Raw genomic sequence first — 23,737 nt, 5'->3', positions numbered from 1 at the left:
TTAAGCCGCCTTCTGCGCGCTCTTGGCGCGGATGCCGAGCAAATGGCTGATCGCGAACACGAGATCGGCGCGGTTCATGGTGTAGAAATGGAAGGTATCGACGCCGTGCTTTGCCAGTTTCTGCACCTGGCCGGCCGCAACGGTCGCGGCGACCAGCTTGCGGGTTTCGGCGTCGTTATCGAGGCCTTCGAATTTCGCGGCGAACCAATCCGGCACGGTGGTGCCGGCCCGGGTGACGAAATTGCGCGCCTGCTTGAAATTGTGCATGGGCATGATGCCCGGCACGATCGGGATGTTGATGCCGCGCGCGCGGACGCGGTCGAGATAACGGAAGTAGAGGTCGTTATCGAAGAACACCTGGGTGATCGCGCGCGTCGCGCCGGCGTCGACCTTGGCCTTCAGCGTATCGATATCGGCGTCGAAGTCGCGCGCCTCAGGGTGCTTCTCGGGATAGGCCGAGACGGACACCTCGATATCCGCGTGCCGCTTCTTGATTCCGGCGACGAGGTCGGCAGAACTCTGGTAGCCGTCCGGATGGCTGGAGTAGGGCGTGCCGATGCCGCCGGCGGGATCGCCGCGCAAGGCCACGATGTGGCGGACACCGACCTCATGGTAGCGATCGACGATCTCGTCGATCTCGCCGCGCGAGGCGCCCACGCAGGTCAGGTGCGCGGCCGGCAGCAGTGCGGTCTCCTTGAGAATCCGGGAAATGGTCGAATGGGTGCGCTCGCGGGTCGAGCCGCCGGCGCCATAGGTCACCGAGACGAATTTCGGGTCGAGCGGGGCGAGGCGATTGATGGTCTCCCAGAGATTCCGCTCCATATCTTCCGTCTTGGGCGGAAAGAACTCGAACGAGATCGCAGGCCGCCTCAGGTGCCCGTCGCGGCCGTCGGTCTGGGTAGGCGTCGTCGTCTCGGTCATGGCACCACTCGCTCCAGGGGCTCACCAAAGGTCCGGCGGCCGGCGGTCTATCTTGGGAGGGCCTAAGATAGGGCAAAGGTGAATTACCTGACAGCCCATCGGAGATGGGAAGTGGCCCACTTTGCGTTAAAAATCCATCAATATTGCGGTGCGGAGGTCTCGGGTGGGAAAAGGTTTATAGCGAAACATTCTGAAATAATATCAATAATATAAAACGATTTTTCTGCCAACGAGATGCGTCTTTGCGCTGTGGGCAAGGTGAATCCTGCATCGCGAGTGACTGGATCGTCCCACCCTACGTGTTGCAGGGCACCCGGCCTCTCCGCCCGCACACGCCAGACCTGCGCTGTCGACCCATTGCCGCCGCGCCGCCCTCCACTACGTTAACCGGCCATGATCCCGCTCTCCGTCCTCGACCTCTCCGTCGTCACCACAGGCACCAAACCCGCCGCGGCGTTGTGCAACAGCATCGATTTGGCGCGCCATGTCGACGGGCTTGGCTATGTCCGCTACTGGCTCGCCGAGCACCACAACCTCGCCTCGGTGGCGAGCCCGGCGCCCGACGTGATGATCGGGCAGATCGCGGCGGTGACGAAGCATATCCGCGTCGGCTCCGGCGGTGTCATGCTGCCCAACCACGCGCCGCTGGTGGTAGCCGAGCGCTTCAAGATGCTTGAGGCGTTGTTTCCGGGCCGCATTGACCTTGGCCTTGGCCGTGCACCCGGCACCGACGGCGCCACGGCCTATGCGCTGCGCAGCCGGCTCGACCGTCGCGAGGGCGACGATTTTCTGGAGCGGCTGCACGAATTGATTTTGTGGGAGACCCGCGAATTCCCCGCAGGCCATCCCTATCACAACGTCGTCGCGATGCCCGATGACAGCCCGCTGCCGCCGATCTGGCTGCTGGGCTCCAGCGACTATTCCTCGGAGCTAGCAGCGCAAGTCGGCATGGGCTTCGCCTTTGCACATCACTTTGCGTCCCACGATGCGATCGATGCGATGGTGCATTATCGCAACCGATTCCAGCCGTCGGCCTGGCGCGCGACCCCGCATGCGATCCTCGCGGTCGCGGTCATCACGGCGGATACGGACGAGGAGGCCGAAAAGCTCGCCGCGTCATTCGATCTCAACCGTCTGCGCCGCGACCGCGGTCAATATCTGCCGCTGCCGAGCGTCGAGGAGGCGCTGGCCTATCCCTATACGGATTCCGAGCGCGTCTCGATTGCGCGCAACCGCTCGCGCCTGTTCGTCGGCAATCCGGCGACCGTGCAAAAGAAGCTGCAGCCGCTGATGGAGGCGAGCAGGCCGGACGAACTGATGGTGATCACCGCCGTCTACGACCACGAAGCGCGCAAGAAATCGTATTCGCTGCTGGCGGAGGCGTTTGGGCTGAAGAAGCAGGGAGCTTAGGTCGTCGTCCCGGACAAGCGCGCGCAGATCCGGACCCATACGCCGCAGCAATCGTTTTACGAAGAGTCGGAGTTGCCAGCCCGCCCGACAACCACTCCCTGTGGCTATGGGCCGCGGCTCCCGTGCGCAATTGCGCACCAGGCCGGGGCGACCAACTAATCCTGCGTCTCGCTGAACGTCGCCCGGAACGGATGTCCCGGATACACGCCGACGATGCGGAATTCGCGCGAGAAGAATTTCAACTCCTCGAGCGCAAACGCCAGGCCCTTGTCTTCGGGGTGGCCGTCGACGTCAGCGTAAAACTGCGTGGCGAAGAAATTGCCGTCGACCATGTAGCTCTCGAGCTTGGTCATGTTGACGCCGTTGGTGGCAAAACCGCCGAGTGCCTTGTAAAGAGCGGCCGGCAAGTTACGCACCCGGAAAACAAAAGTCGTGACCAGCGCTCCCGAGCCTTGCGCCGCCCATTTCGGCTCGCGCGCCAGCACCACGAAGCGCGTGGTGTTGTGAGCCTCGTCCTCGATGTCCTCGGCGAGGATGTCGAGGCCGTAGATCTGCGCCGCGAGGCGCGAGGCGATCGCAGCGACGGTCTTGTCCTTGCGCTCGGAGATGTCGCGGGCGCTGCCGGCGGTATCGGCGTGCACGATCCCCTTGATACCGAGCTTGCGGATGATGCGGCGGCACTGGCCGAGCGCATGCACATGGCTCTCGACCGACTTGATGTCGGAAATCTTGGTGCCCTTGATCGCCATCAGCTGATGGCGAACCGGCAAAAACCATTCGCCGATGATGAAGAGGCCGGAGGCCGGCAAGAGATGATGGATGTCGGCGACGCGCCCCGCCACCGAATTCTCGATCGGGATCATGCCGAGGTCGGCCTCTCCCGAGGAGATCGCCGACAGCGCGTCCTCGAAGGTGGCACAGGGCATCGGCTCGGCGTCGGGATAGGCCTCGACGATGGCGATGTGGGAATTGGCGCCAGGTTCGCCCTGGAATGCGATCTTCATCTTGCTCATGACGGGCCTTGTAGCAGCGGCTCAGGATTTGGAAAGGATGCCGCGGGCGGTCTCGAGATCCGCAGGCGTGTCGACACCCCGGGGGACGGTATCGACGATAGTGAAGTCAATCCGCATTCCGGCCTCCAGGGCTCGGAGCTGCTCGAGCTTTTCCTGCAATTCCAGCGGGGAGGGCGGCAGCGAAACGTAGCGCTCCAGCGCCGCGCGGCGATAGGCGTAGAGGCCGATATGATGGTAGCGCGGTCCGTCGCCGGTCGGCGCGGTCGCGCGGGTGAAATAAAGTGCGCGCATGCGCCTGCCGCCGAGCGAGGTTCCAATCGCCTTCACGACGCTTGGGGCGAGGTCCTCTTCCTCGGTGTGGATCTGCGAGGCCAGCGTGGCGATGTCCACGGCAGGGTCTTCCAGCGGCGGCAGCACTTCACGAATGTTGTCGACCGTAATCGTCGGGAAATCCCCCTGCAGATTGACCACGATCTCGGCTTGGCCGCCAGGATCGAGCTTCTGCATGGCCTCGTGGATGCGGTCGGAGCCGGAGGGGTGCGCGGGGCTGGTCATCACCGCCTCGCCGCCATGGGCGGTCACGACGGACGCGATCTCGTCCGTGTCGGTTGCCACTGCAACCCGGCCGATACCGGCGGCCACGGCGCGCCGCATCACATGCACGATCATTGGCAGGCCGGCGATATCGGCGAGCGGCTTGCCGGGCAGGCGGGTGGCGGCCATGCGGGCCGGGATCAGCACCAGGATGCGGGGATCGATCATCGGTTCAAAGGCTTGGGTTCAAGAGCTTGGAAACGGGACGTTTTCCGCACCGAGAAATGGGGTGGGGACGGGCGGGAAGCCGGGTCGCTTATACGGGTTGCCAGACCACGGGCAAACCGATATCTGAATGGCAAAACTCGGGGAAACAATAAGGAACGTTTGATTCTCCCGAGGCTCGTCCTGGCGGCCGCCCGGCCGCTAATTCCTTCTTGCGGTGCGGGGCCTAGCCGGAAATGGACTCTTTCGAACTCAATAAGATTCTCGGTGCTGTGCTCGGCACCTGTCTCATTCTGCTGGTGACGAGCTTCACCGCCCAGGCGCTGTTCTCGCCCAAGATGCCGGAAAAGCCGGGCTTCGAGATCGCCGTGAAGGAAGAAGCTGGTGACAAGGGTGGCGCCGCCGCGGCCGCAGCCCCGTCCGAGCCGATCGAAAAGCTGCTCCAGACCGCCTCCGTCGAGAAGGGTGCTGCTGCCGCCAAGAAATGCGGCGCCTGCCACACCTTCGAGAAGGGGGGGCCGAACCGCGTCGGTCCGAACCTCTTTGGCATCGTTGACGATCACCGTGGCGAAGGCCGCAACGGCTTCAACTTCTCGGCCGCGATGAAGGCCAAGGGCGGCACCTGGACCATCGACGAGCTGAACAAGTTCATCGCCAACCCGAAGGGTGACATCCCCGGCACCGCGATGGGTTTTGCCGGTATCCCGAAGGACTCGGAGCGCGCCGACGTCATCGCCTATCTGAACAGCCTCTCCGACAGCCCGAAGCCGCTCCCGACCGCGGCGAAATAAGGCTCTTCGGTTTCAATTTGGAATGTGCGGCCAGGCCCCAAAGCCTGGCCGTTTCCATATCCGGGGCTCGCGGCGTTGTTATCGGGGCGTTTGGCCGCATCTGACGGGCCGTCCGGCCTTCCAAGATGAGGAAAAAGCAACATATTCCGTCGAAACCTCGCCTATATTGAGCACTTAAAGGGGTAACCTCCTTCAAGACTGGGATGTTGATTTGGCCATTACCCGACGCGATCTCCTGCTCACCGGCGCGGCCGTTGCCGCGCTTCCCGTCCTCGGCTCTGCGGCGGGTGTTCCCGTCGTCGGCACGGCAGAGGCGCAATCGGCCGGTGAACTCCCTTGGCGCCATGCGTTGTCGCTGTTCGGCGACATCAAATATCCCGCCGGCTTCAAGCGCTTCGACTATGTCAATCCGGACGCGCCCAAGGGCGGAGTCGCGCGGCTGATCTCGCTCGGGACTTTCGACAATTTCAACCTCGCGGTTGCCGGCATCAAGGGCTCGCTCGCGCCGGCCGCGGCGCTGATCTACGAAACCCTGATGACGCGCGCCCAGGACGAGGTCGCCACCGAATATGGCGAGCTCGCCGAATCCGCGCAGCATCCGGACGATTTCTCCTGGGTGACCTATCGCTTGCGGAAAGAGGCGCGCTGGCACGATGGCAAGCCGGTGACGCCGGAGGACGTGATCTTCTCGCTCGAGACGTTCAAGAAGCAGTCGCCGATGTACGCGTCCTACTACCGTCATGTGGTGAAGGCCGAGAAAGTCGGTGAAGGTGACGTCAAGTTCACCTTCGACGCGCCGGGCAACCGCGAATTGCCGACCATCGTGGGCGAGCTGACGGTGCTGCCGAAGCATTGGTGGGAAGGCACCGATGCGCAGGGGCGCAAGCGCGATGTCAGCGCGACCACGCTGGAGCCGCCGCTCGGCTCCGGCCCGTACAAGATCAAGGAATTCGTGGCCGGACGCTCGGTCAAGCTCGAACGCGTGAAGGATTATTGGGGCGCCAACGTCCCGAGCCAGATCGGTACCAACAATTTCGACGAGCTGCGTTTCGAGTTCTTCCGCGATAACCTCGTCGCGCTGGAAGCCTTCAAGGCCGATCAGGCCGACTGGATTGCCGAAAACTCGGCCAAGCAGTGGGCCAAGGCCTACGATTTCCCCGCCGTGGCCGAGAAGCGCGTGCTCAAGGAAGAATTCCCGATCAACGATTCCGGCCGCATGCAGGCCTTCGCCTTCAACATCCGCCGCGACCAGTTCAAGGACGCGCGGCTGCGCCGTGCCTTCAACTACGCCTTCGACTTCGAGGAGATGAACAAGCAGCTGTTCTACGGCCAGTACAAGCGCATCAACAGCTATTTCGAGGGGACCGACCTTGCGTCCTCCGGCCTGCCGCAGGGGCAGGAACTGGAGATCCTTCAAGCCGTGAAGGACAAGGTGCCGCCGGAGGTCTTCACCACGGCCTACCAGAATCCGGTCGGCGGCAACCCGGAAGCCGTGCGCGCCAATCTGCGCGAGGCAGCAAGGCTGCTCAAGGAAGCCGGCTTCGAGGTGAAGGACCACAAGCTGGTCGACAGCGCTGGAAAGCCGCTTTCGGTCGAGATCCTGGTGCAGGATCCGTCGTCGGAGCGCATCGCGCTGTTCTACAAGCCCTCGTTGGAGCGGATCGGCGTCAGCACCTCGATCCGCGTCGTCGACGATGCGCAATACCAGAACCGGCTGCGTAGCTTCGACTTCGATATGATCATCGATCAATGGGGCGAGTCGCTTTCGCCCGGCAACGAGCAGCGCGAGTTCTGGGGCTCACAGGCCGCCGACATGCCGGGTGCGCGCAACACCATCGGCATCAAGAATCCCGCGATCGATGCGTTGATCGAGAAGGTGATCTACGCCAAGGACCGTGCCCAGCTTGTCGCAGCGACCCACGCACTCGATCGCGTGCTGCTGTGGAATTTCTACCTGGTGCCGCAATTCACCTACGGCTTCACGCGCTACGCCCGCTGGGACCGCTTCAGCCATGCCGAGCCGCTGCCGAAATACGGCCGGTCCGGCCTGCCGACGCTGTGGTGGTATGACGCTGACAAGGCGGCGCGTATCGGAAAACGCTCTTGAGGAAACAATTGCGCATGGCGCAGCTTTCACGCCGGCATGTGCTGGTCCTCGGTGTCGGCGGCGCGCTCAGCGCTGCCGCACTCCGTGGCGCAGCGGCGTCCGAGGGGCCGGCCGAAGCCCACGGCATTTCGGCCTTCGGCGATCTCAAATATCCCGCCGACTTTCACCATTTCGGCTACGTCAATCCTGACGCGCCGAAGGGCGGTGCGTTTTCGCTGATCCCGTCGGTCCGGGCCTACAACCAGTCCTATTTCACGTTTTCTTCGCTCAACGCCTACATCATGAAGGGCGAGGGCGCGCAGGGCATGGACATGACTTTCGCGGCGCTGATGGCGCGCGCCAATGACGAGCCCGACGCGATGTATGGGCTGGCGGCGAAATCGGTGCGTATCTCGCCGGACAAGCTGGCCTACACCTTCACGATCAGGCCCGAGGCGCGTTTCCACGACGGCTCGAAGCTCACGGCGCATGACGTTGCCTTCTCGTTCAATGCGCTGAAGGACAAGGGGCATCCGCTGATCGTCGTACAGCTCCGCGATTTCGTGAAGGCCGAGGCGCTCGATGACGCTACGGTGGTCGTCACCTTTGCGCCGAACCGCGCCCGCGACGTGCCACTCTATGTCGCGAGCCTGCCGATCTTCTCGAAGGCGTACTATGCCACGCGCGCCTTCGATGAATCGACGCTCGACACGCCGCTGGGCTCCGGCCCCTACAAGGTCGGCAGGTTCGAGGTGAACCGCTACATCGAATACGACCGCGTCAAGGACTGGTGGGGCGCCGACCTGCCGGTCTGCCGCGGCAGCTACAATTTCGACACGGTGCGCTACGAATTCTACCGCGACCGCGACGTCGCCTTCGAGGGCTTCACCGGCAAGAACTACCTGTTCCGCGAGGAGCTCACCTCGCGCATCTGGGCCACGCGCTACGATTTCCCCGCGGTGAAGGACGGTCGCGTCAAGCAGGAGCAACTGCCGGACGAGACCCCGTCGGGCGCGCAGGGCTGGTTCATCAATCTGCGCCGCGACAAGTTCAGGGATCCGCGCGTGCGCGAGGCGCTGATCTGCGCCTTCGACTTCGAGTGGACCAACAAGTCGATCATGTACGGCGCCTATGCGCGCACGCAATCGCCGTTTCAGAACTCCGACATGATGGTATCGGGCCCGCCTTCGCCGGAAGAGCTCGCGCTGCTGGAGCCCTTCCGTGGCAAAGTGCCCGACGAAGTGTTCGGCCAGCCTTTCGTGCCGCCGGTGTCGGATGGGTCGGGACAGGACCGGGCCCTGCTGCGCAGGGCAGGCGAGTTGCTGAACGCGGCGGGCTACATCATCAAGGACCGCAAGCGGGTGCTGCCCAATGGCGAGCCCTTCACGATCGAGTTCCTGAACGACGAGCAGTCGATCCAGCCGCATCACGGGCCGTATTTGAAGAACCTCGCCACGCTCGGCATCGACGCTACGTTCCGCCTGGTGGATGCCGTGCAGTACCGCGCGCGGCTCGAGGATTTCGATTTCGACATGACGATCGAGCGCTTCTCGATGTCGGCGACGCCAGGCGATGCCATGCGGGCGTTCTTCTCCTCGCAGGCTGCCAAGACCAAAGGGTCGTACAATCTCGCCGGGATCTCCGATCCTGTCATCGACGCCCTCATCGACAAGATTATCGCGGCCCAGACCAGAGCGGAACTGACCACGGCGTGCCGGGCGTTCGACCGTGTGTTCCGCGCCGGGCGCTATTGGGTGCCGCAATGGTATGCGAATTTCCATCGCGTCGCCTATTGGGATCAGTTCAGCCATCCCGACAAGCCGCCGAAATATGCGCAAGGCGTCGGCGCGCCTGAGAACTGGTGGTACGATGCCGCCAAGGCCGCCAAGCTCGAGCAGGCGAAATAATCATGACCACCTATATCGCCCGCCGCATTCTGCTGATGATTCCGACGCTGCTCGGCATCCTCTTCATCTCCTTCGTGGTCGTGCAATTTGCGCCGGGCGGTCCGGTCGAGCGCGTGATCGCGCAGCTCTCGGGTGCCGACACCGGCGGGACCTCGCGCATCTCCGGCGGCGGCGATTTCGCGCAACGTGCGCCCGGTCAGGTGGGTGCGGGCGGCGACGCCATCAATTCGAAATATCGCGGCGCGCAGGGGCTGGACCCCGATTTCATCAAGAATCTCGAGAAGCAGTTCGGCTTCGACAAGCCGGCGCCGGAACGCTTCGCGCTGATGGTCTGGAATTTCGCCCGCTTCGACTTCGGCAGGAGCTATTTCCGCGATGTCAGCGTGATCCAACTCATCAAGGAGAAGCTGCCGGTCTCGATCTCGCTCGGTCTTTGGCTCACGCTGCTGACCTACATGATCTCGATTCCTCTCGGCATCCGCAAGGCCGTCAAGGACGGCTCGCGCTTCGATGTCTGGACATCGGGCGTGATCGTGCTCGGCTATGCGATCCCGGGATTCCTGTTTGCGATTCTCCTGATCATCCTGTTTGCCGGCGGCTCGTTCTTCAACTGGTTCCCCCTGCGCGGATTGACCTCCGACGGCTGGTCGAGCTTTCCGTGGTACTGGAAGATCATCGATTATTTCTGGCACCTGACGCTGCCGCTGATCGCGATGGCGCTCGGTGCCTTCGCGACCATGACGCTTCTCACCAAGAACTCCTTCCTGGACGAGATTCGCAAGCAATATGTCATGACGGCGCGGGCCAAGGGCTGCAGCGAGCGCCAGGTGCTCTATGGTCACATCTTCCGCAATGCCATGCTGATCGTCATCGCGGGCTTCCCCGGCGCGTTCATCAGCGCATTCTTCTCGGGAGCGCTGTTGATCGAGACCATCTTCTCGCTCGATGGGCTCGGTCTGCTCTCGTTCGAGAGCGTGCTCAACCGCGACTATCCGGTCGTGTTCGGGACGCTCTACATATTTTCGCTCATGGGGCTCGTGATCGGTCTGATCTCCGACTTGACCTACATGTGGATCGATCCACGGATCGATTTCGAGGCGCGGGAGGTCTGATGACGCTGACAGCCCCCACTCCGATCGAAACCACCGCAAAGTCGCCGCTCGGCGACGCCGTGCCGATCACGCGCAAGCCGTTCGTGCCGTCGCCGCTCAACAAGCGGCGCTGGCAGAACTTCAAGGCTAATCGCCGCGGTTACTGGTCGTTCTGGATCTTCATAGCCCTGTTCGTCGTCTCGCTGTTCGCCGAGCTTATCGCCAACGACCGGCCGTTCCTGATCAAGTTCGACGGCCATCTCTACTGGCCGGCCTTCGTGACCTATTCGGAAACGACATTCGGCGGCGATTTCGAGACCGCCGCCGATTATCGCGACCCGTATCTGCAGAAGCTCATCAAGGACAAGGGCGGCACCATCCTCTGGCCGCTGGTCCGCTATTCCTACGACACCCACAATCTTGATTTGCCGACGCCGGCGCCGTCGCCGCCGACATGGTTGCTGACGGAAGCGCAATGCAAGCCGGTGGTGGAGAAGAAGGGGCTGAAGAGCTGCCGCGACCTCGAATACAACTGGCTCGGTACCGACGATCAGGGCCGCGACGTCGTCGCCCGGCTGATTTACGGCTTCCGCATCTCCGTGCTGTTCGGCCTCGCACTCACGATCTGCTCGTCGGTCATCGGCATCATCGCCGGTGGCGTGCAGGGCTATTTTGGCGGGTGGACCGATCTCCTGTTCCAGCGTTTCATCGAGATCTGGAACTCGATCCCCTATCTCTATCTGCTGCTGATCATATCGGCCGTGCTTCCGCCAGGCTTCTTCATCCTGCTCGGCATCATGGTGCTGTTTCACTGGGTGTCGCTGGTGGGCCTCGTGCGCGCGGAATTCCTGCGCGGCCGCAATTTCGAGTACATCCAGGCGGCGCGGGCGCTCGGGGTCTCCAATGTCATGATCATGTTCCGTCACCTGTTGCCGAATGCGATGGTGGCGACCATGACCTTCCTGCCGTTCATCGTCTCGTCCTCGGTGATGACGCTGACCGCGCTCGATTTTCTCGGCTTCGGCTTGCCGCCCGGCTCGCCTTCGCTGGGTGAATTGCTGTCGCAGGCCAAGGCCAATGTGCAGGCGCCGTGGCTCGGCTTTGCCGGCTTCTTCTCGGTCGCGATCATGCTCTCGCTCCTGCTTTTCACGGGCGAAGCCGTGCGCGACGCCTTCGATCCGCGCAAGACGTTCAAGTGAGGGCGTGATGGACGCGATCAACCAGCCCCTGCTTGCCGTCCGTGACCTCTCGGTGGCTTTCCACCAGGGCGGCAACACGACGCTTGCGGTCGACAAGGTCTCGTTCCAGATCAAGCGCGGCGAATGCGTCGCGCTGGTCGGCGAATCCGGCTCCGGCAAGTCGGTCAGCGCGCTGTCGATCCTGAAGCTGCTGCCCTATCCGAGTGCCTCGCATCCCTCGGGCAGCATCCGCTTCAAGGGGCAGGAGCTGATCGACCGGAGCGAGCAGCAGATGCGGGAAATCCGCGGCAGCGACATCTCCATCATCTTCCAGGAGCCAATGACCTCGCTCAATCCGCTGCACACGATCGAGGCGCAGATCGGCGAGATCATCCAGCTGCACAATCCGACCAGCAATGCCCAGGCGCGCAAGCGGACGCTGGAGCTGCTGACGCAAGTCGGCATTCCCGAACCGGAGACGCGGCTGAAGAGCTATCCGCACCAGCTCTCCGGCGGACAGCGCCAGCGCGTGATGATTGCGATGGCGCTCGCCAACGAGCCGGATCTCTTGATCGCGGACGAACCGACCACGGCGCTCGACGTCACCGTGCAGGCACAGATCCTGGCGCTGCTCGCCGAGATCAGGTCAAGGCTCGGCATGAGCCTGCTCTTCATCACCCACGACCTCGGCATCGTGCGCCGCATCGCCGACACCGTCTGCGTCATGAAGGGTGGCGTGATCGTCGAGCAGGGGCCGGTCGAGCAGGTCTTCAAGACCCCGAAACATCCCTATACGCGCGATCTGCTCGCGGCCGAGCCGAAACCGGATCCGGCGCCGCCGCAGCCGAATGCGCCTGTCGTGATGGCGGCCGACGATCTGAAGGTCTGGTTTCCGATCAAGCGCGGTCTGATGCGCAAGACGGTCGGCCACATCAAGGCGGTCGACGGCGTCAGCGTCGCCGTGCGCAAAGGCGAGACGCTCGGCGTCGTCGGCGAGTCCGGCTCGGGCAAGACCACGCTGGGCCTCGCGCTGCTGCGGTTGATCTCGTCGAACGGTCGCATCGTCTTCTTAGGAAAGGACATCCAGGGCCTGCGCTTCAAGGAGATGCGCCCCATCAGGCGCGATATGCAGATCGTGTTCCAGGATCCGTTCGGCTCCCTCTCACCGCGCATGTCGGTTGCCGACATCATCGCGGAAGGCCTTTCCGTGCATCAGCCGAACCTGTCGCGCGAGGAGCGCGAGGCGCGCGTCGTCAAGGCGCTCGAGGATGTCGGGCTGAAGCCGGAGATCCGTGACCGCTATCCGCATGAATTCTCCGGCGGCCAGCGCCAGCGCATCTCGATCGCGCGCGCGGTCGTGCTGGAGCCCGACTTCGTCGTGCTGGACGAGCCGACCAGCGCGCTCGACATGCTGTTCCAGGCGCAGATGGTCGATCTCTTGCGCGAGCTCCAGCGCAAGCGCGATCTCACCTACATGTTCATCTCGCACGATTTGCGCGTCGTCGCCTCGCTTGCGAGCCATCTCATCGTGATGCGTGGCGGCAAGGTGGTGGAGGAAGGCCAGGCCGCGGAGCTGTTCAAGAACCCGAAGACGGATTACACGCGCGCGCTGTTCGCGGCAGCGTTCCGGCTGGAGACGGCGGGCAACGGCTCGGTCGCGACGTAGCTTTTCCTGGTCATTTCGCCGCGGGTACCGCTGGTACCGGCAAGATGATTTCGGACGCGATCTTCCAGTCTTTCCCGGCGCGAAGCCAATTGATGATCATGAGAAAGGGCCTCGCCGTTCCGTCCTGTCCCGCATAGGAGACGGTGATGTTCATCGGCACATAGGACTCGGCGACGTCGCGCGTCAGACCGACAACCCTGAGCTTTGAATAATCCGGCTCGATCACGACCGGACCCGAGCTGCCGATATCATGCAGTTTTTGATCGATCGCTTCGTTGCCCCAATAGCCGGCCCAGTTTCCTTCAGAAGGAATCGCGCTCTTGGCCACCAACAGGGTCGAAGGCGATTGCCAGAACATCCCATGCAAAGCCGTGAAATCGTGTTTGTTCGCCAGCTCCATCAGCCTGCCGAACTTCAATTTGATCGCGCCGAGGGTCGCCGCATCCAGCGGCGCGTTCCCGACGGCCGGAGCAGCTGCGACAGCTCCGGTGAAAAAAGCCGAGGCAGCGAGGGTGACAACCAATGTCTTATACATGCAGGAATGTCCCTTCCAGAGCCTGCGCGCTCCCGGCGCGAACACGCCGGGAGCGGCACCGTCACTTCGCGAGCGCGGCCTTTTCGATGACCTCGGCGACTTGCTTCGCATGAACGACGAGCGAGGCATGGCTGCCGGCGACTTCCGTCGTCTGAGCCTTGATCCTGGCAGCGAACGACTTCTGGGCCTCGGGCGCGAGGACCTTGTCCTTCGTGCTGATGACGTAGAAATTCGGCTTGTCGTGCCAGGCCGCAATGTCGACGGGGGCCTCGAACGCAACATGATTCAACGGAAGCTGAGTGTTGGCCAGGTGCGCCGCGATCTCAGGAGGAAGGTCAGCGGCGACGGCTGACGGAAACACCTTGGGGTCGATGTACAGATTGCCCTTCGCGTCGGGATGAATCGCATTGCCGCCTTCGGTCGGCGGACCGGCCTTGGCCAGCGATGCCAGGGATTCGCCGACGTCGGGCGCGAAGGCGGAAACATAGACCAGCGCCGAGACCTTGGGATCGTTGCCGGCTTGCGTGATCACCACGCCGCCCCAGGAGTGGCCGACCAGAACGGTCTTGCCGTCCTGCTTTGCGAGGGCCTGTTTGGTGGCGTCGACGTCGGCCGCGAGCGACGTCAGCGGATTTTCCACGAGCGTGACGTTGTAGCCTTTCTTCGAGAGAATATCGGCAACGGGCTGCCAGCTCGTCTGGTCCACGAATGCGCCGTGCACGAGCACGATGTTGTGGGCTGCGCCCTTGGGCGGCTCGGCGGAATAGGCGGAGCCGGCCAGCGCCGATCCGGCCAGAAGTATAGCGGCGGCTGAGAATAGAATGTTTCGCATTGATGGTTCCTGTGGGCATGTCGGACGAGCACGGTCCGGGGGAATGGGCAGGCGTTTCCATGGAGGTCGCGGTTCTTCCATCTGCCGTTGGCGAAATGGTTGCCGCACGTGACGGCGGCCCGCCGCAGCATCACCTAGTCCGCAGGCCTTTCGGACGATAGGGATCAATCGTCCGGATGTTGTGTCCGATCGTCCACGAGACTAACCTCGACGGCATGGACATCCTCGCCCAAGTGCTCGATCGCGTTCGCCTCGGTGGCACGCTGCTGTTTCACTTCGAGCTTGGCCATCCCTGGAATCTGGAGCTGCCGGCGCGTCCCTACGCGCTGTTTCACTATCTCAGCCGGGGCTCGGCGACGCTCGCGCTTGCGGACGGACAGGAAATCCAGATGACCGAGGGCGATTTCGTCGTGATCACGCGCGGCGATCCCCATGTGTTCTATTCGGATCGCCGCGCCAAGCCTTTGCGGATCATGGACATCGATCGAGCGTCGTCGCGGTTTGGTGTCATCAGTCACGGGGGCCGCGCAAAGCCGCTCTCGACCATGATTTGCGGCAATTTCACCGTGTCGCGGCCGATGTTTGGCAGCGTGCTCGAGTTGCTTCCGCCCGTCCTCCTGCTGAAGCCGGCAGCGGACGGTGGTTGGCTCGAAGCCATCCTGCGCCGCATGATCAGCGAGTCTGCCCTCGAACGTCCTGGGCAAGTTGTCGCGCTGTCGCGACTGACGGAAGTGCTCTTTGTCGAGGTGCTGCGAAGCTGGATCTCGTCTCTCAGTCCCGGACAAGGCGGCTGGCTCGGGGCCATCTCTGACCCGCATATCGGACCGGCGCTCAAGCTGATTCACGAAAATCCGGAGCGGCCCTGGACCCTGAACGACCTTGGCCGTCGCGTCGGGCTCGGCCGCTCGGCATTTTCGGCGCGCTTCACCAGGCTCGTCGGCCAGTCCATGCAACGTTATGTGATCGAACGCCGGATGTCGGAAGCGGCGTTCCTGCTCGAAACCAGCGATGAGTCCATCGCACGCATTGCGAGCCGGGTCGGCTATGAGACGGCGGCGGCGTTCTCTAGACTGTTTCACCGGCATCACGGAGCGTCGCCAGGCCGCTACCGGGCCTCTCGACGCACCGACGCAGGCCATGCGCAGTTGGACGGCTCGGAATTGCAGATATCCGATTGACCTTGAACAAGCGGCGTCGCCGGGTCTGCAAGTGGCCCGTTTGCGACATGCCAGTATTGGTAACAGGGAGCCCACAATGCTGAAGGCAAACACCGGCCAGTTTGGGTTCAGTGCGGACCACGATCCTCCGATGGTGGTTGCCTTGATGCCGTCCACACAGCGACACCGAACCGTGGCTGCTGGTGTCGTGGTCGTCATGCTTGCCGTTTCAGCTCTCGTCGCTCCTTTCGAGAATCGACAAATCGGTAGAATCGACAGCTTTCTTCCGGTAGTTCAGACGGTCACCAGCGCAGCTGACCTGCTGACGGCGACCCTCCTGTTCGCTCAATATTCGGTGCAGCCTCACCGGGCGTTGCTCGTCGTCGCGGGCGGATACATCTTCGCCGGCTCGTTTGCCTTTCTGCAAACTTTGAGCTTTCCGGGCAGTTACGCCCCGAACGGGCTCATCGGTGACGTCTACAACACGCCAGCGTGGTTCTTCGTACTTTGGTACACCACTTTTCCGCTGAGCATCCTTGCCTATGCGCTGCTCAAGGACAAAGGAGGAGGCTCGAGGCTCTCGACGAGGGCAAGCATCGCAACCACGCTGATCTCGGTGTTTGCGGCAATAGCCTTTTTGTCGTGGTTGGCCATCGGCGAAACCAGGCACTTGCCGAGCTTTTTCACGACAGGTCTGATGCTGCAGACCCCGCTCAGCAATCAATTCAATATCGGCCTGTCGCTGTTGGGTTGTCTCGTGCTGCTGGTGCTGTTCGTCCGTCGGCGCACGGTGCTGGATCTGTGGCTGATGGTCACGTTGTTTGCGGCGCTTCCCAACTTTCTGGTGGCGGCTTACGCGGGCTCTTCGCGATTTTCCGTCGGCTGGTACACCGCGCGCGGATTTGCCCTGATCGCAAGTTGCATGCTGTTGTCCGTGCTGGTGACAGAGATGATCGTGCTCTACTCGCGGCTGGCCAGCGCCCTGGTCATGCAACGGCGCGAACGCTCCAATCGCTTCGTGAGCATCGATGCGGCGACTGCGGCAATCGCTCACGAAATCGGATCTCCGCTGGGGGCAATCACCCTGAACGCAAACACCGCTCAGCAGATACTTGTCGCGCAGCCTCGTCGGCTCGACGAGATCAATGCCATTCTAAGGAATATCGAAGAAGACAGCCTCAGGGTAAGCGAGACAATCACCAGCGTTCGTGGACTGTTCAAGGGGGCGGTTGATGAACCGGCCACGATCAGCCTCGAGGGCGTCGCGCGCCAGGTGTTACGGTTGTTGCAGCACGAAATGCAGTTCAACGAAATTCTCGTTGCGACCGATTTTCGGGTCGAAGTGTCTCTGGTGCGTGCCGATCCGATGCAGTTGCAGCAGGTAATTCTGAACTTGTTCAAGAACGCCATCGAGGCGATGGCTTCCGCCGGCCCCAACGGCCGCAGATTGAGTATTGCCACGCGGCTCGACGAACGAAACTCGTTTGTCCTGCTGTCTGTGCAGGACACTGGCCGCGGAGTGCCGCCGCAGGATCATGACCGCATCTTTGATGCGTTCTTTACAACCAAGCCAGCGGGCATGGGATTGGGACTGGCGATATGCCGAACGATCATCGAAAGGTACGGCGGCCGTTTGGTTCTTGCCAAATCGAGCCCTCAGGGTTCGACGTTCGAGATCGCGTTGCCTCTTGAAAGCGATAGGAGAGGCCGTGCGTAGGACCTCCTCGCCTCAGGGTCGGGCGGCGTGGGGATCAAATGGATCATTGTGCGAGCGGTATGCCTCGCACCGTTCGTCGGGACAGCGGTAGCCGTTTGCCTTGAACCCCTTGCCATTCTGATTGAGCGCAGGAGGCCTTGTATGGCAGGCGTTACAGGGTAGGCCGGTCTGCAGGGCGTATGGCGGCGTGGCCTGGCTTGAGGTCGTGGCGGCCCAGGCGAGGACGGCCGATACCCCAACCGTGAGGAGAACGATTTTCATAAACGCTCTTTCCTTCGCGCGAAAGACAGCAATCACCGGTACAACGCCAGGTTCGTCTTGGCTGTTCCCTGACCGTCGCCCTCTGGTGGACCATTGCCAATATCGCCGGTGGCCGTCGACATCTTGTTTGCGCGACTGTCGTGCAAACTCGGTTTTTGCGTAGGTGGGTTATCGGGAGGGGACGGCAATGCAATAGTTCAGGATAAAATCCGCTGATTTAGAATCCCTGATGCCGGGGCAGCAATCGTGAAACCGGAGATCTTCGTCCGCTTTCATGCAGCTGGGATAAACGCCAGTCACGAGACAAACCCTTCCGGTGCTGCACTTATGCGTGCCCGACGCAGAAAAGCGGGCCTCCTCGCCCAGAGCCGAGGTCGCTACCAGGACGATAGCTGCGGTCAACAAGAGAGGTCGCGTGCGGCGTTCGTATCTGTACTTCGCTCGCCAGATCGATAGCCTCATTGTCACCCCGCCGTTTGTATGTTGGTCAGCCTTAACACAATTAGACTGGGCGGGAATGTCTCCTCGGCGCCCAGATCATTCACCGGCCGTGCGCCAGGTCGCTCATGGCCGTGGCGGACCCGCCAAGCGCTTCTCAGGGAAGACCGCTTATGACCCATAGCACTTTGGAACTGAAGCCACCCCGCCTGCGTATTAAGATTTGCGAGAACTCAAACCCTGCGGTTAGGACCCGTAACGACGAGGTTGTGTCATGCAGCGGCGCCGCCGATTCAAGCAAACCCGATCCCTTGAAGAACGCCTCACCCAAGAAGCCGAACGCCTCCGTGAAGAAGCCAAATCCCTTCCCCCAGGTCCTCAACGTGAGTACGCCCTCCGCAAAGCCAGACATGCAGAAACCGGCGTGCACATGAGCGAGTGGCTCAGATCGCCGAGGCTTGAGCTGCCAGAGTAGCGCACCGAATCTGCTAGTAACCAGTCGAGAATAGGAACATTGTTCTGGCATCACCGACCTGGGTCCTGCCCGTAGGCGTCGGTGGCAGAGAGAGAGACGCGCGCTCCCGCCTTTATAGGAGTGAGCTTTGAGTGCGTCGCAAAATCCGTTGTCACCGCAAGAGCCGCCAAGCCAGTGTCCCGTCTGCTATGCCATTCCGTGCCATTATCTAACGGTTCCGGATACGGCTGAAGGTCGCGTAGCAAACGTCTATCGCTGCAAAGAGTGCCATAACCTGATCTGGCAGGGCTAAGGCCGCCTTCGTCGAATCTCGCTGCATCGACCATCAGCTGGAGGGCGGTGTCCGAATTCGATAGCAACGAATACTGCCGAAGCGTATTGTTCTCACATCATCGGCCTAGGCCCTGCCAGTAGGCGTCGGTGGCTGAGAGAGACGAGCGCTCCCGCCTGCATTGGGAGCGCGCCATGGCCGTGTATTATTTTGACCTCCGCGACGAAGACGCTCTTCTTCTAGACGAAGAAGGCCTGGAATTCTCAAATCTACGGGACGTGCAAGAAGAAGCCGCCAAGTCCTTGGCCGACATGGCTCGCGACGCTGTGCATGGCGCCCGCCATTTTTCGACGCGATACATGGCGATAGAAGTGAGGGATGAAGAGGGGCCGGTCATGCAGGTCCGGGTTAATTTCGAGGTCACCCGGTGGCAATAGGCGACCTCCTCAAGTGGAACTCCTTCCGTACTGGCGTGGGGGCGTGTTCGCCAACGGAGCGCCAACCTGGAGCATGCCAATGATGAGCGCCATTGAGTGTCGGGTGGCCGCCGAAGCCTACAAGGCCGAAGCTAGCGTCGCTGGGACCGCCACCAAGAAGGTCACCATACTCACCAATATCGTGCATACGCTCGGCGGCTTAGCGAGCCAGTTAGAAATGCTCGATAACTACGAGCGGGAGCATGAGCGAAAGCACTAAGGGCTCTCAGTTGGCGGCCTCTTTCATCTGAAGAGGTCAGCTTGTGGATCAAAGCAGACGCGAGGTATTCTCGACGACGCGTGCTACAGCCGCTTGATCGCAACGACCTCGCTGCCGGCCGTCTTGATCCGCGCGACCGCCGGCTCGATCGGCTCGATCACCGTCGCCATGTGATACGCGTTGGCGTGAACCATCGTGCTGCCATCACGCACGATGGCGACATGGCCCTTCCAGAAGATCAGGTCGCCGCGTTGCAACTTGCTCTGCTCGTGCCGCTCCAGCGCGCGACCGAGGCCCGCCTGCTGCATGTCGCTGTCGCGCGGGCAGCCAATCCCGGCAGCCGTCAGCGAGGCCTGGACCAGACCGGAGCAATCGATGCCCAGGCTGCTCTTGCCGCCCCAGAGATAGGGCGTGCCGAGGAAGCGCTCGGCGACCGCGACGAAATCAGGCTCGCGATGGTCGAGCGGCGAAAGATGGGTCTTCGGCACGAATGTACCCTCGCGCGTGACGGCGAACATGCCATCCTCGCGCGCGATCGTGAGCTGCGATCCCAGCACCAGCGTATCATCAGGCGGCAGCTTGATCGACGCACCGGGAAAGGCGAGCGTCCGCAGTGCGGTCACCTTGTGCGTTGGCGCGGCTGCGGGCTTCATCAGCGCCGCATCCGGCAACCAGCCGACATAGCCGTCGCTGCCGAGCTGGCCCCAGGCCCAGCCCTCGCCGTTGCGATCGTAGACAGTGACGCGCTCGCCGCGCAGTGCTTCGGTCATCAGCATCGCGTTCGACGACGGCTGCTCGCGGACCGGCGCGATCGGCGCGATCACCTCGAACTCCTCGCCGGTGACGAAGCGATCGGCCTGCACCTTGCCTTCGAGATATTTCGCGGCGAGGTCGCTCCGCGCCGGTGTCAGCCTGAGATCATGCATAGCGCTCGCTCAGCACCTTGTAGATGGCGCGGGCGGCCTGGCACTCGCCGCCCTCGGGCCGCGCCGGCTTCGCCGACGGTGTCCAGCCATAGATATCCACGTGAAGCCAGCTCCTGGCCTGCTCGACGAAGCGTTGCAGGAACAGAGCGCAGGTGATCGAGCCGGCAAAGCCGCCCGACGGCGCGTTGGTGATGGTGGCGGTCTTGGAGTCCAGCCACGCATCGTAAGGCGGCCACAGCGGCATGCGCCACAAGGGATCGTTCTCCTGCGCCGCGCAGCGCGCGACGTCGGCGGCCAGCGTCTCATCATTGGTGTAAAAGGGCGGTAAATCCGGCCCCAGCGCAACGCGCGCAGCGCCCGTCAGCGTGCCCAAATCAATCAGCAGCTCGGGCTTCTCCTCGTCGGCCAGCGCCAGTGCGTCGGCGAGCACCAGCCGGCCTTCCGCGTCGGTATTGCCGATCTCGACGGTGATGCCCTTGCGGGAGGTGAAGATGTCGAGCGGACGGAAGGCATTGCCGGCGACGGCATTCTCCACCGCCGGGATCAACACGCGCAGCCGCACCTTCAGCTTCGCATCCATCACCATGCGCGCCAGCGCCAGCACATTGGCGGCGCCGCCCATGTCCTTCTTCATGATCAGCATGCCGCTCGACGGCTTCAAATCCAGCCCGCCAGTGTCGAAGCAGACGCCCTTGCCGACCAGCGTCACCTTGGGATGGGTGAGGTCGCCCCACCCGATATCGATCAGCCGCGGCGCGCGATCCGAGGCCATACCGACCGCGTGGATCAACGGGAAGCTCTTTTCCAGCTCCTCGCCGATGGTGCAGGCGTAGCTGGCGCCGTACTCGGCCGCGAGCGCTTGCGCGGCGGCGGCCAACTGCTCCGGCCCCATGTCGTTGGACGGCGTGTTGATGAGGTCGCGCGCCAGCATCGCAGCTTCCGCCATACGATCGATCTCGGCGACGTCGATGCCATCGGGCGGCACCAGGCGGGCGTCGGGTCTCTCGGCCTTGCGGTAGCGGGCGAAGCGATAGCACCCCAGCGCGAAGGCGAGCGCCGCCAGTCGTGCATCGTGCGGTGCATTGGCAAAGCGATAGGTGCCTGCCGGCAGCAGGCCTGGCAGGGCGCCGGGCCGGAACAGATCGCGCGATTTCGCGCCGTCGTCATCGAGGCCGAACAGCACCTGCGCAATCGCGCCGTCGGGCGCGGGCAGCGCGAGATAGCCGCCCGGCTTGGCGGCAAAGGCGCTCGCAACGGCGAACTGGCGCTGCGCCGGCGGTAGCGTCTCGCGCACGGCTTCCCAGCTCGATTTGGTGACGAAGGTGATTGGGGTGGCGGTCGAGGACGTCTCGAAGACGGAAGGCATTGGCGGGTCCGCAGGTCATTCGGTTGGAGGAGACTTCGCAGAGTTTTGCGGTGGCTGCAATCGGCTTTGCGGTCACCGTTCAGCGAGCCGCTACTCGCAGAGAAAGACCCATGCTAGGTTCCGGCAGTGGTCGCCAAGCAGGTCATCAGGGGCGCAGAGAACGCCCATGACCGACGACAATGCGTGCCGGGAGGAATTGCGATGGAATTTGTGTGGAGCGGGATCACATTCATTGGCCAGGCCATCGAGGCCGTCTTCGGCTATGTCGAGCATCACCATTGGGTCTTCGCATTCCTCGCCGGCGGCTACGTCTTCTATCTCCACGATCGCTCGGTCCACGCGCGATTCGACGCGCTCGACAAACGCATTGACGAGATCCGCAAGCGTCTCGCCATCGAATATTGATCGAGCTTCCCGAAACAATCCGCGGCCGGCGCTCGTATCTTGGTCGAGAACCGCGGTTCATGCGTGCGTTGCCGCAGGGCTTTACTAGCGTTTCGGTTGTGGCATTATTGACAAATACTTTTTAGGTTGTGTGATGCGTTTCTGCACGTACCGAGCGCAACAGCGCCGTTGAATTCCTGATGATACCGATCCGGGTTGTGACCTGACTGAGCTCTTCGTCGTAGGCATTTCTCTCAATCGTTTGGGCGACGCAGCATTCGCATTGAGCGGCGCAGTATGAATAGATCGTTTGTCATTGCGCAGATCTCCGACCTGCACCTGGACGGGTCAGGCCGGCTGCTTCCGACAATCGAGGCGCTCACCGCCGCCATGCGCGAGCGGATGGCGCGCTTTATGGATGTGCCTGATCGGGTCCTGCTGATCACGGGGGACATCGTGAATGATCCGACGCCGCGTTCGCTCGAGGAGGCGGTCGCTGTCATCGCGTCGTTCCGGCAGAGCGGCCTGTTCACCGACATCCAGGCCGTTGCCGGCAATCACGACGCCAAGCGTCCGAGTAAGCCGGGCGGCCGGCACGATGCCTACGACTATCTGCATCTGCCGCGAACCTCGAAGAGCGTCTATTACCGTCAGGCTGGTCTCGACCTGATGCTGCTCGATTCCAACAGCGCCAGCCTGACGGCGCTCGCGAGCGGCCATGTCGACGAGCAGGCCTATCATGCGATGGTCGCACGGTCTGCTAGGCTCAGCGTCGAGCTCGCGGGGACCGTCGGTTCAGCCGGGCGGGCGGATTATTCAGAGCCGACGGAGAACCTGGTCCGTGTGCTGGCGCTGCATCATCATCCGCTGCCGCAGGCGACCGGCGAAGGCAAACGGTTCCTCGGTGCCGCCGACGAGCCGCTGATGTATCTCGCAGCGCCCGCCACCTTTCTCGAAGCGGCGACCTCGCTCAATGTCACCATGGTGCTGCACGGGCACCGGCATGTCGAGGGGCTTACCCGCTATTCGATTCCCGATCCGCGTGCGACGCGAAGGGGCAGCGAGGATTTCTGGCGCACGATCTACGTGCTGTCCTGTCCGTCCTCGACCGGGCAGGGTGGCGACGATGCCGGCTTCAACATCATCCATTTCGGCGCGGCGCCCGCGGCGGACCGGCCCGACTACCTGATCTCGATCGCCCGCTATTCGCGGCCGCGCAACGATAGCGCCTTCAGCCCGCTCGATTCGAACATGCCGGATGGGCTCATCAGCCTTCCGGTCGGGCGAGATCTGTCCCGAGACCCCGCCATTCAGTCGGCGATCGAGATTGCCTCGTGGGCGTCGCTGGATTGGGATCAGGTTCTGCTGCTCGCACGCCGATTGCTGTCGCGCTCTGCCTTCTATGATGACGGAGGGCAGGGCTGGACGGATTGTCTCTATACCTACCTCGTGACGTCCCATGCCTTGGCCGACCTCGATCGCAAGCTCGACAGGTCTGTCCAGAGGCGCCATGTCGCGGCGCTGGCAGAAGCCAGAGCTTTGCTTCGCGAACTGATCGGATTATCCGCCGACATGCTCGACATCGACCCCGCCACGCTCGACGAGCTCCGGGCCGTCAGGCTGATCAATCGTGATGACCTCAAGCGCCGATGGCCGGCGCTGCCGCGCGAGGATGGCGACGTCGAGGAGAGGGCGCGGCAGCGGCTGCAAGTGCTGCGGAGCTTGAACGACCAGGTGAAGCTGCTCGGTCTCGATCTGGACCTCGGCGGTGAGGCGCCGCCGCAGGCCAGCATACCGCGTTAACCGGCCATTAGGGTTAACAGTCTATTGCTGGCGCGTTCGGCTCGATCAATCCGC

Annotated in this window: 20 protein-coding genes; 13 read left to right on the top strand and 7 right to left on the bottom strand. The window is 62.7% G+C overall.

The genetic code is table 11. The annotated features are described in order from the left end of the window. The gene (metF, locus tag L6637_RS18155; protein WP_237863133.1) at nucleotides 1-921 is read right to left on the bottom strand and encodes a methylenetetrahydrofolate reductase [NAD(P)H]; all 921 of its coding nucleotides are present in this window, start codon (nucleotides 919-921) and stop codon (nucleotides 1-3) included. Nucleotides 922-1,314: 393 nt separating this feature from the next. Between metF and L6637_RS18150 the strand changes: the two genes are divergently transcribed. Further along, nucleotides 1,315-2,331, top strand: a complete 1,017-nt coding sequence (locus L6637_RS18150; RefSeq protein WP_237863132.1) for an LLM class flavin-dependent oxidoreductase — start codon at nucleotides 1,315-1,317, stop codon at nucleotides 2,329-2,331. A 155-nt stretch (nucleotides 2,332-2,486) separates the two neighbouring features. Here L6637_RS18150 and L6637_RS18145 read toward each other — a convergent pair whose 3' ends face one another. Together L6637_RS18145 and L6637_RS18140 are read right to left on the bottom strand one after the other, a co-directional pair. Further along, the gene (locus L6637_RS18145; RefSeq protein WP_237863131.1) at nucleotides 2,487-3,344 is read right to left on the bottom strand and encodes a prephenate dehydratase; all 858 of its coding nucleotides are present in this window, start codon (nucleotides 3,342-3,344) and stop codon (nucleotides 2,487-2,489) included. Between the two features lie 21 nt (nucleotides 3,345-3,365). Next, on the bottom strand, nucleotides 3,366-4,106 hold the full coding sequence (locus tag L6637_RS18140) for a 3-deoxy-manno-octulosonate cytidylyltransferase (RefSeq protein WP_237863130.1): 741 nt from the start codon (nucleotides 4,104-4,106) through the stop codon (nucleotides 3,366-3,368). A 233-nt stretch (nucleotides 4,107-4,339) separates the two neighbouring features. On the opposite strand from L6637_RS18140, the gene L6637_RS18135 reads away from it, so the two are divergent. The 6 genes from L6637_RS18135 (at nucleotide 4,340) to L6637_RS18110 (ending at nucleotide 12,822) form a co-directional block, all read left to right on the top strand. Beyond that, a complete protein-coding gene (locus L6637_RS18135; RefSeq protein ID WP_237863129.1) occupies nucleotides 4,340-4,894 on the top strand; it encodes a c-type cytochrome in 555 nt (184 codons plus the stop codon). 211 nt (nucleotides 4,895-5,105) lie between these two features. Next, entirely contained in the window at nucleotides 5,106-7,001 is a 1,896-nt protein-coding gene (locus tag L6637_RS18130; protein WP_237863128.1) for an extracellular solute-binding protein, read from the top strand. Nucleotides 7,002-7,015: 14 nt separating this feature from the next. Then, a complete protein-coding gene (locus L6637_RS18125; RefSeq protein ID WP_237863127.1) occupies nucleotides 7,016-8,887 on the top strand; it encodes an extracellular solute-binding protein in 1,872 nt (623 codons plus the stop codon). Between the two features lie 2 nt (nucleotides 8,888-8,889). Beyond that, complete coding sequence (locus L6637_RS18120; protein ID WP_237863126.1) at nucleotides 8,890-9,999, top strand: microcin C ABC transporter permease YejB; 1,110 nt, start codon at nucleotides 8,890-8,892, stop codon at nucleotides 9,997-9,999. Next, nucleotides 9,999-11,177, top strand: a complete 1,179-nt coding sequence (locus tag L6637_RS18115; protein WP_237863125.1) for an ABC transporter permease — start codon at nucleotides 9,999-10,001, stop codon at nucleotides 11,175-11,177. Before L6637_RS18120 ends, L6637_RS18115 begins: the two co-directional genes overlap by 1 nt. Before the next feature lie 7 nt (nucleotides 11,178-11,184). Next, on the top strand, nucleotides 11,185-12,822 hold the full coding sequence (locus tag L6637_RS18110; RefSeq protein ID WP_237863124.1) for an ABC transporter ATP-binding protein: 1,638 nt from the start codon (nucleotides 11,185-11,187) through the stop codon (nucleotides 12,820-12,822). Between the two features lie 10 nt (nucleotides 12,823-12,832). Here L6637_RS18110 and L6637_RS18105 read toward each other — a convergent pair whose 3' ends face one another. Together L6637_RS18105 and L6637_RS18100 are read right to left on the bottom strand one after the other, a co-directional pair. Next, on the bottom strand, nucleotides 12,833-13,357 hold the full coding sequence (locus L6637_RS18105) for a hypothetical protein (protein ID WP_237863123.1): 525 nt from the start codon (nucleotides 13,355-13,357) through the stop codon (nucleotides 12,833-12,835). Between the two features lie 61 nt (nucleotides 13,358-13,418). Beyond that, a complete protein-coding gene (locus L6637_RS18100) occupies nucleotides 13,419-14,189 on the bottom strand; it encodes an alpha/beta fold hydrolase (protein WP_237863122.1) in 771 nt (256 codons plus the stop codon). 215 nt (nucleotides 14,190-14,404) lie between these two features. Here L6637_RS18100 and L6637_RS18095 point away from each other — a divergent pair, with 215 nt between their 5' ends. The 4 genes from L6637_RS18095 (at nucleotide 14,405) to L6637_RS18075 (ending at nucleotide 19,204) form a co-directional block, all read left to right on the top strand. Continuing rightward, a complete protein-coding gene (locus L6637_RS18095; protein WP_237863353.1) occupies nucleotides 14,405-15,367 on the top strand; it encodes an AraC family transcriptional regulator in 963 nt (320 codons plus the stop codon). Nucleotides 15,368-15,443: 76 nt separating this feature from the next. Then, on the top strand, nucleotides 15,444-17,063 hold the full coding sequence (locus tag L6637_RS18090) for an MASE4 domain-containing protein (RefSeq protein ID WP_237863121.1): 1,620 nt from the start codon (nucleotides 15,444-15,446) through the stop codon (nucleotides 17,061-17,063). Between the two features lie 1,639 nt (nucleotides 17,064-18,702). Next, entirely contained in the window at nucleotides 18,703-18,945 is a 243-nt protein-coding gene (locus L6637_RS18080; protein WP_237863119.1) for a DUF6894 family protein, read from the top strand. A 79-nt stretch (nucleotides 18,946-19,024) separates the two neighbouring features. Beyond that, nucleotides 19,025-19,204 carry a hypothetical protein gene (locus tag L6637_RS18075; protein ID WP_237863118.1) on the top strand — a complete coding sequence of 60 codons (180 nt, stop codon included), beginning with the start codon at nucleotides 19,025-19,027 and terminating at the stop codon, nucleotides 19,202-19,204. Between the two features lie 83 nt (nucleotides 19,205-19,287). Here L6637_RS18075 and L6637_RS18070 read toward each other — a convergent pair whose 3' ends face one another. Together L6637_RS18070 and L6637_RS18065 are read right to left on the bottom strand one after the other, a co-directional pair. Further along, nucleotides 19,288-20,130: a C40 family peptidase gene (locus tag L6637_RS18070; protein ID WP_237863117.1), complete on the bottom strand. Its 843-nt coding sequence runs from the start codon at nucleotides 20,128-20,130 to the stop codon at nucleotides 19,288-19,290. Next, entirely contained in the window at nucleotides 20,123-21,496 is a 1,374-nt protein-coding gene (locus L6637_RS18065) for a leucyl aminopeptidase family protein (RefSeq protein ID WP_237863116.1), read from the bottom strand. The genes L6637_RS18070 and L6637_RS18065 overlap by 8 nt, the downstream gene beginning before the upstream one ends. A gap of 201 nt (nucleotides 21,497-21,697) precedes the next feature. Here L6637_RS18065 and L6637_RS18060 point away from each other — a divergent pair, with 201 nt between their 5' ends. Together L6637_RS18060 and L6637_RS18055 are read left to right on the top strand one after the other, a co-directional pair. After that, nucleotides 21,698-21,901, top strand: coding sequence for a hypothetical protein (locus tag L6637_RS18060; RefSeq protein WP_237863115.1), 204 nt, complete (start codon nucleotides 21,698-21,700; stop codon nucleotides 21,899-21,901). A 276-nt stretch (nucleotides 21,902-22,177) separates the two neighbouring features. Then, complete coding sequence (locus L6637_RS18055) at nucleotides 22,178-23,683, top strand: metallophosphoesterase family protein (protein WP_237863114.1); 1,506 nt, start codon at nucleotides 22,178-22,180, stop codon at nucleotides 23,681-23,683. The last annotated feature ends 54 nt before the right edge of the window (nucleotides 23,684-23,737 follow it).

This window comes from Bradyrhizobium zhengyangense (assembly GCF_022012435.1).
GTDB lineage: Bacteria > Pseudomonadota > Alphaproteobacteria > Rhizobiales > Xanthobacteraceae > Bradyrhizobium > Bradyrhizobium zhengyangense.
The sequence above is the reverse complement of the archived record's forward strand: the minus strand, read 5'-3'. Positions and strand labels throughout refer to the sequence as shown.

Coding starts and splice junctions, on each gene's coding strand:
- L6637_RS18125 (WP_237863127.1), top strand. CDS start 7,016: ATGGCGCAGCTTTCACGCCGGCATGTGCTGGTCCTCGGTGTCGGCGGC.
- L6637_RS18145 (WP_237863131.1), bottom strand. CDS start 3,344: ATGAGCAAGATGAAGATCGCATTCCAGGGCGAACCTGGCGCCAATTCC.
- L6637_RS18110 (WP_237863124.1), top strand. CDS start 11,185: ATGGACGCGATCAACCAGCCCCTGCTTGCCGTCCGTGACCTCTCGGTG.
- metF (WP_237863133.1), bottom strand. CDS start 921: ATGACCGAGACGACGACGCCTACCCAGACCGACGGCCGCGACGGGCAC.
- L6637_RS18150 (WP_237863132.1), top strand. CDS start 1,315: ATGATCCCGCTCTCCGTCCTCGACCTCTCCGTCGTCACCACAGGCACC.
- L6637_RS18055 (WP_237863114.1), top strand. CDS start 22,178: ATGAATAGATCGTTTGTCATTGCGCAGATCTCCGACCTGCACCTGGAC.
- L6637_RS18065 (WP_237863116.1), bottom strand. CDS start 21,496: ATGCCTTCCGTCTTCGAGACGTCCTCGACCGCCACCCCAATCACCTTC.
- L6637_RS18080 (WP_237863119.1), top strand. CDS start 18,703: ATGGCCGTGTATTATTTTGACCTCCGCGACGAAGACGCTCTTCTTCTA.
- L6637_RS18135 (WP_237863129.1), top strand. CDS start 4,340: ATGGACTCTTTCGAACTCAATAAGATTCTCGGTGCTGTGCTCGGCACC.
- L6637_RS18090 (WP_237863121.1), top strand. CDS start 15,444: ATGCTGAAGGCAAACACCGGCCAGTTTGGGTTCAGTGCGGACCACGAT.
- L6637_RS18100 (WP_237863122.1), bottom strand. CDS start 14,189: ATGCGAAACATTCTATTCTCAGCCGCCGCTATACTTCTGGCCGGATCG.
- L6637_RS18095 (WP_237863353.1), top strand. CDS start 14,405: ATGGACATCCTCGCCCAAGTGCTCGATCGCGTTCGCCTCGGTGGCACG.
- L6637_RS18120 (WP_237863126.1), top strand. CDS start 8,890: ATGACCACCTATATCGCCCGCCGCATTCTGCTGATGATTCCGACGCTG.
- L6637_RS18105 (WP_237863123.1), bottom strand. CDS start 13,357: ATGTATAAGACATTGGTTGTCACCCTCGCTGCCTCGGCTTTTTTCACC.
- L6637_RS18060 (WP_237863115.1), top strand. CDS start 21,698: ATGGAATTTGTGTGGAGCGGGATCACATTCATTGGCCAGGCCATCGAG.
- L6637_RS18115 (WP_237863125.1), top strand. CDS start 9,999: ATGACGCTGACAGCCCCCACTCCGATCGAAACCACCGCAAAGTCGCCG.
- L6637_RS18075 (WP_237863118.1), top strand. CDS start 19,025: ATGATGAGCGCCATTGAGTGTCGGGTGGCCGCCGAAGCCTACAAGGCC.
- L6637_RS18070 (WP_237863117.1), bottom strand. CDS start 20,130: ATGCATGATCTCAGGCTGACACCGGCGCGGAGCGACCTCGCCGCGAAA.
- L6637_RS18140 (WP_237863130.1), bottom strand. CDS start 4,106: ATGATCGATCCCCGCATCCTGGTGCTGATCCCGGCCCGCATGGCCGCC.